We start from the raw sequence: 12,049 nt of genomic DNA on the forward strand, positions 1-12,049 counted from the left end.
GACGACGGCCACCTCCCCACGGATGGGGAGGTGACCGTCGTCTGTCGGCTGTCAGTTCGGCGGTCGTCCCGGACGGCCGCCGTTACCCGGTCCGCCGGGGCCACCCGGCCGGTCCGGTGTCGCGGTGCCGCCCTGCTCCGGGGTGCCGCCCTGGCCGGAGCTGACCTCGATCATCACCACGCCACCCTTGATGGTGCGTCCGTCCGGGCTGGTGCCGGCCGCGGTGCCGGCCGGGCACTCCGACGCCACCTTGTTGCTGGAGACCACCGGCTCGAAGCCGGCACCCTTCAGCCGGGACTTCGCGGTCTCGATCGACTCGCACTTCACGCCCGGGATCGAACGCTGGTCACCCAGGACGATCTTGCCGCTGGGCGGGGTGAAGTTCTTCCGCTCCTTGCCCTTCATGGCGTCGCGCAGCGTCTGGTAGACCGCCGGGTTGATGCCCTGGGGCGTCTCGTCGTGGCCCATCTTCTGGTTGGTCTGCGGCCAGTCCGGGTCGGCCATGATGCCGGCCACCGCGTACTGCTTGGTCATCGCGACCAGCGCCGAGGTGCGGTCGGAGTCGGTGGTGCCGGACTTGCCGGCCACCGGCGCGTTGACGATGTTGCGGACGTTGCCGGCGGTGGCGGTGCCGCACTTGGTGGTGGACGAGCGGTCACCGACCGGGCAGCGGGCGGCGTCCACGGCGGCGCGGGCCACCTCGGTGCTGATCCGCTGCTCGCAGCGGGGGTTGGCGACGTCCAGCTTGTCGCCGTCCGGGCCGCGGATCTCCTGCACCGGGATCGGCTCGCAGTACTTGCCGTCCGCGGCGAGCGTGGCGTACGCGTTCGCCAGCTCCAGCGGCGTGGTCTGGGAGACGCCGAGGCTGAACGCGCCCCACTGGTGCGGGTTGGCGGCGAGCTGCGCGTCTTTCGACGAGCGGAACGTGATGCCGAGCTTCTGTGCCGCCTTCACCACGTTCTCCGCGCCGACCCGCTGCTGCAGGTCGATGAAGAAGGTGTTCACCGAGAAGCCGAAGCCGCTCCACATGTTGTGCATGCCGGCCATCGCCGGGTTGGCGTTCTTCGGGCAGTACTTGCTGGTGCCCGGGCAGGCGGCCGGCGAGTTGAACTCGACCGGGTAGTCGGACTCGAAGACCGGCTTCGCGTTGATGGGGTAGCTGAGCGGGTAGCCCTTCTCCAGCGCGGCCACCAGGGTGAAGATCTTGAAGGTCGAGCCGGCCTGGTAGCCGGCGATGCCGGGACCGCCGGTGACCAGCGGGTTCACCGTGTTGGGGTAGTTGCCCCGGATCTTCTTCTGGGCCTTCTTCGGGTCGCTGGAGATCTTGTTCTGCGGGTCGGACGGGTCGTCGAGCTTGAAGTTCCGGTTCACGGCCACGGCGCGCACCCGGCCGGTGCCCGGCTCGACAGCGGCCACCATGCGGGCCGCCTTGCTGCTCTCGCCCAGCTTGTTGCGGACGGCCTTGTCGGCGCCCTTCTGCGCCTGGACGTCCAGCGTGGAGATGATGGTGTAGCCGCCGCTCTTGAGCCGCCGCTCCCGGTCGTACGAGGTGGCGCCGAACGTCTCCTGCTGGAGCCACCAGCGGTAGAGGTAGTCGCAGAAGAAGCCCCACGAGCGGGTCGTGGTCTGGGTGCAGCCGTTCGGGGTGCGCTTGCCCTTGACCTCGAGCTTGATCTTCTTGGCGGCGTCCGCCTCCTGCTGGGTGATCGCGCCGGTCTGCACCATGTTGGCGATGACGTAGTCGCGCCGGCCGACCGCCTCCGGGTAGCCCGCCTTGGTGGTCGGGTCGAACGCGGTGGGGGCCTTCACCATGCCGGCGAGCATCGCCGACTCCTGGATGTCGAGCTTGCTCGGCGGCTTGTTGAAGTAGACCTGGCTGGCCGCCCAGATGCCGTACGCGCCGTTGCCGAACGCGGCGATGTTGAGGTAGCGCCGGAGGATCTCGTCCTTGGAGAGTTCCTTGTCGACCTGGAGCGCCAGGCTCATCTCGCGCAGCTTGCGGCCGCTGGTGTCCTCGGTCGCGGCGACGACGTCGGCCGGGTGGGTGGCCGAGTAGGAGATGGCCAGCCGGACGTACTGCATGGTGAGCGTCGACGCGCCCTGCCGGGAGGAGCCGGCGGCCTGGTTGTTGACGAAGGCCCGCGCCACACCGTTTATGTCCACGCCGTTGTGCTTGTAGAAGTCGTGGTCCTCGGCCGCGATGATGGCCTTCTTCATGGGCTCCGAGATGTCCTCGAACTTGACGTCCTTGCGGTTCTCGTCGTACATCGTGGCCAGCACCGTCTTGCCGTCCGCGGCGAGCAGCTTGGTGATCTGCGGAGCCCGGGCGACGGTCAGTTCCTTGGGCAGCGCCTCGAACGTCTCCGCGCCCGCCTTGGCGGCCAGTCCGGACATCGCCGCCACGGGGAAGGCCGCCGCAGCGACCACCACTCCGGCCAGTAGGCCGCAGATCAGCAGCGATGCGGCGTTGGTCAGCACGTTGTGGTCACGTTTCCGCATCCAGGTCACCTCGACAGGGTACGCGAGCAGGGAACGGCGGGCGCGCGGGGAACTTTCCCCATTTCCTGCATGCGCCGGCCTCGTTGTGCTAAACGCACGAGCCCTGGTCCGAGGTTGCGTGAGACCCGGCGGAAGTCTCGCCGAACTCCGGGAGCGGCGCAGCGTTTTCCCGTAGTCGGGCCGGGTAGTCGCGGGGCGAAAGCCCGGGAAGCCGGGAGTGTCCGGAATGATGGATTTCGCCGACAACGTTGCGTAATCGGGCGACTACACAGCATGATGGTGGCCGTAACCGCAGCCAGGTGTCGTTCGCGCCTCCCTGGGGAGGCTGGCGCGAACGGTCGGGGATGTACGAGGGCTGCTCGCGCGAAGTCGGTAGGTACTGCAAGGGGGGACGTGTACAGATGGGCATGATCACTGACTGGCCGTCACTGGCGGCGTGTCAGAACGGAGACCCGGACGCGTTGTTCGTACAGGGCGCCGAACAGAACGTGGCGAAGAGGATCTGCCGGAGCTGCCCAGTTCGGTACGAGTGCCTGGCCGACGCGCTCGACAACCGGATCGAGTTCGGCGTGTGGGGTGGCATGACCGAGCGCGAGCGCCGGGCGTTGCTGCGCCGTCACCCGCAGGTGACCAGCTGGCGCAAGATGTTCGAGGCGGCGATGAAGAAGAACGCCAAGGAGAAGGCCGGCAAGGACAAGGTCCTGGTCACCACGGCCACCTGACCGCACCGGTCAGCTCCGGCTGATCGCCTCGCCGATCGTCCGCAGCCCGTCGACGTCGTGCACGTCGGCGGGCTGCGCGGTCACCGACACCGCCGGCACCGCCGGGAACGCCTCGGTGAACCGGGTCGCCACCTGCTCCTCGCGTGCCGCCTGCTGGGCGAGCGCGGCGTGCGCGCGCAACACCCCGACGGTGCCCTCGTGCCCGCCCGTGCCGGCCAGCCGCTCCGCAGCGGCCAGGCTCTCCGCCGCGGACAGGTCCGACGCCGGCCGGTGCACCCGGTTGAGCACCAGCCCGGCCAGCGGCATCCGTTCGGACCGCAGGCGGCCGGCGAAGTAGGCGGCCTCCCGGACCGCGTCCGGCTCCGGCGTCGCGACCAGCAGGAACGCCGTCTCCCGGGCCTGCAGGATCCGGTACGTCTGCTCGGCGCGCTGCCGGAACCCGCCGAACATCGAGTCGAGGGCGGCCACGAAGCCGGACAGGTCGGTGAGCAGTTGGGCGCCGATCACCTTCTGCACCACCCTCGAGAACATCCCGAAGCTCGCCGTGACCAGGCTGAACATGCTCCGTCCGCCGCTGCGCGCCGGAGCCAGCAGCAGCCGCAGCATCCGGCCGTCGAGGAACCGGGACAGCCGGGCCGGCGCGTCCAGGAAGTCGAGCGCGGACCGCGACGGCGGCGTGTCCAGCACGATCAGGTCCCACTCGCCCCGGGCGTGCAACTGGCCCAGCTTCTCCATCGCCATGTATTCCTGCGTGCCGGCGAAGGTGGAACTCATGGCCTGGTAGAAGGGGTTGGCGAAGATCTCCGCCGCCTTCGCCGGGTCGGTGTGCTGGAGCACCACGTCGTCGAACGTGCGCTTCATGTCGAGCATCATGGCGTGCAGTTCGCCGCCGCTGGCCTCGACGTCGATGCCCTTGACCTGGCGGGGTGTGTTGTCCAGCTCGGTCAGGCCGAGCGACTGCGCCAGCCGGCGGGCCGGGTCGATGGTGAGCACCACCGTCCGCCGGCCGTGCCGCTCGGCCGCTCGCAACGCCAGCGCCGCCGCGGTGGTCGTCTTGCCCACTCCGCCCGCCCCGCAGCAGACCACGATCCGTACGCCGTTGTCGGCGAGGATCTGGTCGACGTCGAGCGGAGGCGCCGTGTCTTCGGAAGGCACCAATCGAGCGTATCGGTCCCGAGGGGCACTCTGCTCCGTGCCGGCCGCAGGTGTGAGTCAATCCGCCCGGACGAGGGCCTCGGCGAGCGTCTCCAGCCCGGCCCGGTCGACCCCCTCGGGCAGCAGCGGCAACTCGACCAGGGGCAGGCCGAGATCCACCAGGTCACCGCGGAGCGAGTCCTCCAGCTCACGGCGTACCTGCTGGTCACGAGCCTCCTCGACGAGCCCGGCCACGGTCGGGCCGTCGGTCGGCAGGCCGGCGGCGGCCAGCCCGCGCTTCAGCTCGGCCGCTGTCACCGCCCGTCCGGCCGGCACCGGTGGGCGCACGCCGTTCACGATCACCCGGCCGACCGGGAAACCGAGCTGAGTCAGCTCCGCGACCGCGTCGAGCGTCTCCTGGATCGGCATCTCCTCCAGCAGCGTGACCACGTGCACGGCGGTCATCGGCGACCGGAGCAGCGCGGAGACACTGTCGCTCTGGGTCTTGATCGGGCCGACCTTCGCCAGCCGGGCGGTCTCCGCCGTCACGTTGAGGAAGCGGCCGATCCGTCCGGTCGGCGGCGCGTCCAGCACCACCGCGTCATACGTCCGGCGCGACCCGCTGGTCCGGGTGGTCGCCTCTTTGACCTTCCCGGTGAGCAGCACGTCGCGCAGGCCCGGCGCGATCGTGGTGGCGAAGTCGATCGCGCCGAGCTTGCGCAGCGCCCGGCCGGCCGCGCCGAGCTTGTAGAACATGTCCAGGTATTCGAGGAGCGCCTCCTCGGCGTCGACCGCCAGCGCCCGCACCTCACCGCCGCCGGGCGCGTCGGCGAGGTGCCGTTCCTCGTACGGCAGCGGGTCGGTGCCGAAGAGCTGGGCGATGCCCTGCCGGCCCTCCACCTCGACCAGCAGGGTGCGCCGGCCCTCGGCGGCCAGGCCGAGGGCCAGCGCGGCGGCCACGCTCGTCTTACCCGTGCCGCCCTTGCCGGTCACCACGTGCAGGCGGGCCGGCCATCTGCCGGCGGACTCGGCCGGCTGCTCACTCGCTGCCACCCGTCGAGCCTAACCAGCCGTTGGGACCAGCCCTGTCCGGCCGGTGGGATCAGCCCACCTCGCAGACCCACCAACCCGTCTTCCGCACCACCGTGAAGCGCAGCGCCTGCTCGGCGACCTTCTCGTCGGCGGTGGTCATGGTCACCTTGGCGGAGACGGTGGCCCGGTCGCCGGTCTGGTTGTCGACGGTCGGGGTGGGCCAGCGGAACCGGGGGTTCTGGTACTGCGCGACGTACTTCTGCACCTCGGCGACCTTGGTGCTGATCTTCTCGTCGTCGCGGGCCGCCGAGCAGACGAACGTGGCCGCCTTCTCGGCGTCGCGCTCCTGGTAGACGGCCTTGAGGAAGCCGTCCACCGCGACCTGCGGCTCCTTCGCGCCCTGGCCGTCCTCGCTGTCGCGCAGCGCGAGGAACGCGGCCGTGCCCCCACCGCCGCAGAGCAGGACCGCGGCGGCCAGCACCAGCGAGGCGATCAGCGCGGCCGGCCGCTTGCGCGGCTGGGTGCCGGACGGGTACGCCGGCGGACCGGCTGTGGGAGGGGATCCCGGCGGCGCACCGCCGGTGGGCGGCGGTTGCGGATTCGGGTCGCCGGGCGTGCCGGTGTCGCCACCGGCGGGCGGTTGGGTCATCTGTCTCCCCCGGGTTGCGGCTCCCGTCGCCGCCCCAGGCGACGGGCACGGGTCGAGGTGTGCGGGCGCGCGTCGGCGCGCGTCCAGTCCGGAAGGGTAGCGGTCGGCGAGGCGGTTGCCAGCCCCGCGTACACGCCCCATCGGACGGAAACCGGCTATCGCCTTCCCGACCAGCCTTGTGTCGTAAATGTGACTCGACGTAACGAGGAGTGCGCGTCCCGTTGCCGGTAGTTGTCGGAGGCTCTACGTTCGTCCCGACGCGGAGAGCCGGACCGGGGACGGTTCCGAGCCGAATGGCGGATTTGGTGAACAGGTACGACGCCCGGAGGCGACGGATGCGCGACGCGGAGAACAGTCCCCGAGCCCAGTTTCCCGGTGACCGGGCTGGCCGGCCGGGGGAGGCGGAGCTGCAGTTCAACGAGCGGTCCTACGGCCTTCCGGTCGAGGTGGTCCGGACGCTTCCGCGCCCCGGCGGGAGAGGGCGGGACGAGGACGAGCCCGGCTACGTCATCCACCTGCCGGTCCGGGTGTCCGATCTGGCGGCGGCCACCGCGCTCGCCGGAACCGTGGCGACCTCGCTCGGCTTCCTGGTGGAGCTGGACGCGGGCGAGACCACCGTCTCCACCGCCGACGACCAGAACAACAGGCACCGGGTCTTCTGCGACCTGCTGCTGCCCGGCCGCAGCCGGTGTCCGCAGCCCTTCGAGCACGAGGGCCCGTGCGGCGAACCGCCACTGCCGCCGGAGCCGCGTCCCGCGTCCTGGTGACGACGGCGGACCGTAGGCTGTGCCTGACCGAAGTCCAAGTCAGGCAAGGGAGCCCTCCTCCGATGCAGAAGTGGGAATACGCCACGGTGCCGCTGCTGGTCCACGCGACCAAGCAGATCCTCGACAACTGGGGCGAGGACGGCTGGGAACTGGTCTCCGTGGTCCCCGGCCCGAACCCGGAGCAGCTCGTCGCGTACCTGAAGCGCCCGAAGGGCTGACCCGGATGAGCAACGGACCCCACGCGAAGCTCGCCGAGCTCGGCCTCGAACTGCCCGAGGTGGTGCCGCCGGTGGCCAGCTACGTGCCGGCCGTCCAGTCCGGTCAGCACGTCTACGTCTCCGGCCAGTTGCCGATGGCCGAGGGCAAGCTGCTCGCCACCGGGAAGGTCGGCAACGGCGTCTCGGCCGAGCAGGCGAAGGACCTGGCGCAGCGGTGCGCGCTCAACGCGCTCGCCGCCATCGACGCGCTGGTCGGCCTGGAGAACGTGGTGAAGGTCGTGAAGCTGACCGGCTTCGTGGCCAGCGCACCGGGCTACACCGGGCAGCCCGGCGTGATCAACGGTGCCTCCGACCTGTTCGGCGCCGTGTTCGGCGAGGCCGGCCGCCACGCCCGCAGCGCCGTAGGCGTAGCCGAGCTTCCCCTCGACGCCCCGGTAGAGGTAGAGGTCATCGTCGAGGTCGCGTAACCCAGCCGTCTCTCGCTCGCGATCTTGCGGTTGCCGCCCCGGCAGAAGCCCCAGACGGGGACAAAGTTCGGGCCGGTGCTGCAAGATCGCGGGGAGCGGCGGGCGGAGTCGTACGATCGCAGCCATGGGTGGTCGGATGGCCGGGGCCGCGGGGGCGCTCGCGGAGGAGCTGCCGGCGTGGGTGACGTTGCTGCGTGCGCCGAACCCGGGGCCGATGACGCTCGACGGGACGAACACGTGGGTGCTGCGGGCCGGGCCGGACGCGCCGGCCGTCGTGGTCGACCCCGGGCCGGCCGACGAGGGTCATCTGGCCGCTATCGCGGCGCAGGGGCCGGTCGGGCTCGTGCTGATCACGCACGGGCACGCGGACCACACCGAGGGCGCGCCCCGGCTGCGTGAACTGCTCGACGGCGTGCCGGTGCTCGCCGCCGACCCGGCGCACACCGCCGGAGGCGAGCCGCTGACCGCCGACACCACCCTCGACCTGGGGCTGGACCTGCGGCTGCTGCCCACCCCCGGGCACACCGCCGACTCGGTCTGCCTGCTCGCCGCGCACGACGGCGAGCGCGTCGTGCTGACCGGTGACACCATCCTCGGCCGGGGCACCACAGTGGTCGCTCATCCGGACGGGCACCTCGGCGACTACCTGTCGAGCCTGGAGCTGCTCTCCGCGTACCGGGAGATCCCGGCGCTGCCGGGCCACGGCCCGGCGCTCGCCGACTGCGGTGTGGCGGCCGACTTCTACCTGGCCCACCGTCGGGCCCGGCTGGACCAGGTGCGCGCCGCGGTCGCCGCGGGCGCCACCACCGCGGCCGAGGTGGTCGCCGTGGTCTACGCCGACGTCGACAGGTCGCTGTGGTGGGCCGCCGAGTGGTCGGTCCGGGCCCAGCTCGAACACCTCGGAGTGGAGCAGCCGTGACCTGCCCGGTGTGCGGAACCGTAGCCGTGCCCGGGGCGCGGTTCTGCCACAACTGCGGGGCGGCGCTGCCGGCCGCCGCCACGCTGCCCGCCGCCGAGCGCCGCGTGGTGACCGTGCTCTTCGGCGACCTGTCCGACTTCACCTCCTGGTCGGAGGACCTGGACCCGGAACGGGTCGGCGCGGTCACCGATCGGGTGCTCGCCGCGCTGGCAGGTGCGGTCAAGACGTTCGGCGGGCACGTCGACAAGCTCACCGGCGACGGGATCATGGCGGTTTTCGGCGCCCCGGTCGCGCACGAGGACGACGCCGAGCGGGCGGTCCGCGCCGCGCTGTCCATGCAGCGCGCGGTGCGGCGGGTGCTCGACGACGAGCGCGGCGGCGGTGCGCCGCTCGGCCTGCGCGTCGGCCTCAACACCGGGGACGTGATCGCGGGCATCCAGGCGGCGATCGAGTACACGGTCATCGGCGACACGGTGAACACCGCCGCCCGGCTGGCCGACGCCGCCGCGGTCGGCGCGGTCTACGCCGGGGCCCGCACCTCCGCCGCCACCCGGCACGTCGCCTCCTGGCGGACGCTGCGCCCGCTGCGGCTCAAGGGCAAGCGGGAGCCGGTCGAGGCGTACGAGCTGCTGGGTCTGCTCGACGCGCCCGGCACCCGGTCCGGTCTCGGCGACGAGGCGCCGTTCGTGGGCCGGGAGACCGAGATCGGCCGGGTCGCCGGCCGGCTCGCCGAGGTGATCGACCGAGGCGAGCCGCGGGTGCTGCTGATGACCGCCGAGGCCGGGATCGGCAAGTCCCGGTTCGCGGCCGAGGTGGAACGCCTCGCCGCCGGCTACGACGTCGGTGCCGGGCGGTACGCGGCGCACACCGGCGCCCGGGTGCTGTCGGTGCACTGCGCGGCGTTCGGCGAACGCCGCCGGCTGGCGCCGCTGGCCGATCTGGTCCGGGCCGCCGTCGGCCTGCCCGGTGACGCGGCCACGGCGGTGACGCGGGCGGCCGTCGAGGAGCGGCTGCGCCGCCTCGGCCAGCGCCTGTCCCGGCTGCCCGGCGACGCGCCGCCGATCGCCGTGGACCAGCTCCTGGCCCTGCTCGGGTACGCCGAACTCCCGCCCGCCGCCGAGAACGGCGAGTGGAACGCGGCCGGGCCGCCACCTGACGACGAGGCAGTGCCGACGGCGGTGGCCGACCTGCTCAGCGCGCTCGCCGGTGAGGCGCCGCTGGTGATCGTGGTGGACGATCTGCACGACGCCACCGCCGAGACGCTCAAGGCGCTGGCGCTGACCCTCAACCGGCTCAGCGGGCCGGTGCTGGTGCTGCTGCTCGGCCGCCCCGAGCTGGTACGCACCGCCGGTGCGCTGACCCGCGTCGCGGACGCCGAGGTGCACGCGCTGCCGCCGCTGCGAGGCGCGGACGCCTCCCGGCTGCTCACCAGCTATCTGTCCGGTGGCCGCATGCCACAGGCCGACGCGGACCGGCTGCTCGCCACCGCGCAGGGCAACCCGTTCTACCTGGCCGAACTGGTCACGTTGCTGATGGAGCGCGGAGCGCTCACCGCCGGGCCCGGCCGGGGCGATGACGTCGGCTGGCGACTCGCCCCCGGCTCGCTCGGCAGCCGGCTGCTCTCCCGTGACCTGGCCGCGGTGCTCGCGGCGCGTATCGACGCGCTGCCGCCGAGCGCCCGCTCGGCGCTGCGCGACGCCGCTGTGGTGGGCGACATCGTGCCGGCGGGCGCGCTGGAGGCGTTGCGGGAGCAGCGGGTCGGACGCGACGGGCGGCCCGCCGCGGTGGCCGCCGTCGAGGAGGACCGGGCGGTGGAGGAACTGCTGCAACGGCGCATGCTGCACCGCACCCGCAGCGGGTTCGCCTTCGCCACCCCGCTGATGCGGGAGGCCGTGTACGCCGGGGTGAGCAAGGCCGAACTGGCCGAGCGGCACGCGGTGCTGGCCCGCTGGGCCGCGCCGGAGAGCGTCGACGAGACCGGCGCCGCTCCGGGTGGCGCCTTCACCGAGGCCGCCCGGGACGACTTCGTCGCCGAGCACGTGGAGCGGGCCACGGCACTCGCCGACGCGGTCAAGCTGCGCCCGGACGCGCCGGCCCGGGCGGTCGCCCCGCTGGGCGTGGCCGCGCTGGGCCGGGCCGCCCGCCGGTCGCTGCGGTCGGGGGAGCCGGCGCTGGCCGTCGAGTACGCCGAGCGCGCCGCCGAGCTGGCCCGCGACGGGGTGCCGGCGGCCGATCGGGTTACGCACGCCCGGGCACTGCTCCAGATCGGCCGCCCGGCCGACGCGCTCGCGTTCGCCGAGAAGATCGCCGCGAACACCGCCGACCCGGCCACCCGGACCGCCGCGCTGCTGCTCGCCGGGCAGGCCCAGCAGACCCTCGGTGACGCCGAGCGGGCCGAGGGTAACTGGCAGGAGGCGTTGCAGGTGGCCACCGACGCCGACCTGCCCATCCTGCGGGCCTCGGCGATGCGGCGGCTCGGCATGGCCGACTTCATCGCGGGCCGGCTCGGGCAGGCGAGCAGCCGGCTGGCCGCGTCGTATCAGGTCAGTCTCGCCGCGCGGGATCCCCGCGGGCAGGCGTGGTCGTTGCAGAATCTGGCCTGGGTGACCACCACCCGGGGCGACTTCGCCGGCACGGACGCGGTGCTCGGCCGGGCCGCCCGGCTGTTCGCCGAGCTGAAGGATCCGTACGGGCGGGCCTGGCTGCGCGGCACCACAGCGTTCGCCCGGCTGCTCGCGGGCCGGCTGCGGGAGGCGTGCCGGATGGCGCGGGTGTTCCTGCCGTTCGGGGAGCGCGTCGGCGAGGCGTGGGCGGTGGGCACGCTGCGCGCGGTCGAGGCGTACGCCACCGCCGAACTGGGCGAGTTGGCCGAGGCGGACCGGGCCGCGCGCCGCGCGTACCGGGACTTCGCCGAGGTCGGCGACGACTGGGGGCAGGGCTTCGCGCTGGTGGTGCGCGGGGTGGTGGCGCGCGGGCTGGGCGAGCCGGAACACGCGGCCGACCTGCTCACCGACGCGCTCGGGTACGCCGACCGGACCACCCATCCGCTGCTCACCGGCATGGCCGGCACGCTGCGCGGCTTCGTGGCACTGGACATGGGCGACCACGAGACCGCCGAGCGGGACGCACGGTCGGTGCTGACCCGGGTGGAGCCGCACAACCCGCAGGCGCCGGCCCAGGTCGCGCCGCGCGTGCTGCTCGCCATGGCCCGGCTCGCGGCGGGTGATCCGGGCACCGCCGTGGGACTGCTCGCCCCGGTCGCCACCGGCGCGGCGAACGCGCCCTCGCTGCTGTTCTCCCGGCGGCAGACGATGGCCCGGTACGCCGCCGCGCTACTCGCCCACGGCCAGCGCGAGCAGGCGCTCGACTGGGCCCAGCGGTCGATCGGCGCGCCCGCCGAGGACGTGCGCAGCCAGGTGGTGGCGCGGCTGGTGCTGGCCGAGGCGCTCGACGCCTGCGGTCGCCGGGCCGAGGCGCTGACGAACGCGGAGAAGGCGGTACGCCTCGCGTACGCCACCGAGCAGCGCAGTGAGCGGATGGTCGCGGACGCGTTGCGGGTGCGTCTGTCCGGCGGCTGATGGCCGTTTGTTCTGACGGTTCCGGGGATGTGTTCGGCCGGGTAGCCGGTTAGCGTGGGTCGGC

The 12,049-nt window shown here is 73.0% G+C and carries 10 protein-coding genes; 6 read left to right on the forward strand and 4 right to left on the reverse strand.

The window, feature by feature from the left end; all coding sequences use genetic code 11:
* Positions 1–51: 51 nt before the first annotated feature.
* Positions 52–2,499: a transglycosylase domain-containing protein gene (locus tag ACFYO8_RS19750; RefSeq protein ID WP_354869034.1), complete on the reverse strand. Its 2,448-nt coding sequence runs from the start codon at positions 2,497–2,499 to the stop codon at positions 52–54.
* A gap of 401 nt (positions 2,500–2,900) precedes the next feature.
* Between ACFYO8_RS19750 and ACFYO8_RS19755 the strand changes: the two genes are divergently transcribed.
* Positions 2,901–3,221, forward strand: a complete 321-nt coding sequence (locus ACFYO8_RS19755) for a WhiB family transcriptional regulator (RefSeq protein ID WP_043327856.1) — start codon at positions 2,901–2,903, stop codon at positions 3,219–3,221.
* A gap of 9 nt (positions 3,222–3,230) precedes the next feature.
* Here ACFYO8_RS19755 and ACFYO8_RS19760 read toward each other — a convergent pair whose 3' ends face one another.
* Genes ACFYO8_RS19760 through ACFYO8_RS19770 form a run of 3 tightly spaced genes read right to left on the reverse strand, consistent with a single transcriptional unit; the run spans position 3,231 to position 6,036 of the window.
* Positions 3,231–4,379: an ArsA-related P-loop ATPase gene (locus ACFYO8_RS19760; RefSeq protein ID WP_354869031.1), complete on the reverse strand. Its 1,149-nt coding sequence runs from the start codon at positions 4,377–4,379 to the stop codon at positions 3,231–3,233.
* Between the two features lie 54 nt (positions 4,380–4,433).
* Positions 4,434–5,408, reverse strand: a complete 975-nt coding sequence (locus tag ACFYO8_RS19765) for an ArsA-related P-loop ATPase (protein WP_354869028.1) — start codon at positions 5,406–5,408, stop codon at positions 4,434–4,436.
* A 49-nt stretch (positions 5,409–5,457) separates the two neighbouring features.
* Positions 5,458–6,036, reverse strand: coding sequence for a hypothetical protein (locus tag ACFYO8_RS19770; protein ID WP_354869025.1), 579 nt, complete (start codon positions 6,034–6,036; stop codon positions 5,458–5,460).
* Positions 6,037–6,371: 335 nt separating this feature from the next.
* Here ACFYO8_RS19770 and ACFYO8_RS19775 point away from each other — a divergent pair, with 335 nt between their 5' ends.
* The 5 genes from ACFYO8_RS19775 (at position 6,372) to ACFYO8_RS19795 (ending at position 11,985) form a co-directional block, all read left to right on the forward strand.
* Entirely contained in the window at positions 6,372–6,803 is a 432-nt protein-coding gene (locus ACFYO8_RS19775) for a hypothetical protein (RefSeq protein ID WP_354869186.1), read from the forward strand.
* Positions 6,804–6,865: 62 nt separating this feature from the next.
* Positions 6,866–7,021 carry a DUF4177 domain-containing protein gene (locus ACFYO8_RS19780; RefSeq protein ID WP_013289021.1) on the forward strand — a complete coding sequence of 52 codons (156 nt, stop codon included), beginning with the start codon at positions 6,866–6,868 and terminating at the stop codon, positions 7,019–7,021.
* Positions 7,022–7,026: 5 nt separating this feature from the next.
* Positions 7,027–7,488 (forward strand): RidA family protein, encoded by a 462-nt coding sequence (locus ACFYO8_RS19785; protein ID WP_354869022.1) that lies wholly within the window; start codon positions 7,027–7,029, stop codon positions 7,486–7,488.
* 124 nt (positions 7,489–7,612) lie between these two features.
* Positions 7,613–8,407 (forward strand): MBL fold metallo-hydrolase, encoded by a 795-nt coding sequence (locus ACFYO8_RS19790; protein WP_387188086.1) that lies wholly within the window; start codon positions 7,613–7,615, stop codon positions 8,405–8,407.
* Positions 8,404–11,985, forward strand: a complete 3,582-nt coding sequence (locus ACFYO8_RS19795) for an adenylate/guanylate cyclase domain-containing protein (protein ID WP_354869020.1) — start codon at positions 8,404–8,406, stop codon at positions 11,983–11,985. The genes ACFYO8_RS19790 and ACFYO8_RS19795 overlap by 4 nt, the downstream gene beginning before the upstream one ends.
* The last annotated feature ends 64 nt before the right edge of the window (positions 11,986–12,049 follow it).

Source organism: Micromonospora sp. NPDC005257 (assembly GCF_042872445.1).
In the GTDB taxonomy this organism is placed as follows: Bacteria; Actinomycetota; Actinomycetes; order Mycobacteriales; family Micromonosporaceae; genus Micromonospora.

Excerpts from the sequence above, each read along its gene's own strand:
- ACFYO8_RS19750 (WP_354869034.1), bottom strand. The coding sequence starts at position 2,499 with ATGCGGAAACGTGACCACAACGTGCTGACCAACGCCGCATCGCTGCTG.
- ACFYO8_RS19785 (WP_354869022.1), top strand. The coding sequence starts at position 7,027 with ATGAGCAACGGACCCCACGCGAAGCTCGCCGAGCTCGGCCTCGAACTG.
- ACFYO8_RS19755 (WP_043327856.1), top strand. The coding sequence starts at position 2,901 with ATGGGCATGATCACTGACTGGCCGTCACTGGCGGCGTGTCAGAACGGA.
- ACFYO8_RS19770 (WP_354869025.1), bottom strand. The coding sequence starts at position 6,036 with ATGACCCAACCGCCCGCCGGTGGCGACACCGGCACGCCCGGCGACCCG.
- ACFYO8_RS19790 (WP_387188086.1), top strand. The coding sequence starts at position 7,613 with ATGGGTGGTCGGATGGCCGGGGCCGCGGGGGCGCTCGCGGAGGAGCTG.
- ACFYO8_RS19775 (WP_354869186.1), top strand. The coding sequence starts at position 6,372 with ATGCGCGACGCGGAGAACAGTCCCCGAGCCCAGTTTCCCGGTGACCGG.
- ACFYO8_RS19780 (WP_013289021.1), top strand. The coding sequence starts at position 6,866 with ATGCAGAAGTGGGAATACGCCACGGTGCCGCTGCTGGTCCACGCGACC.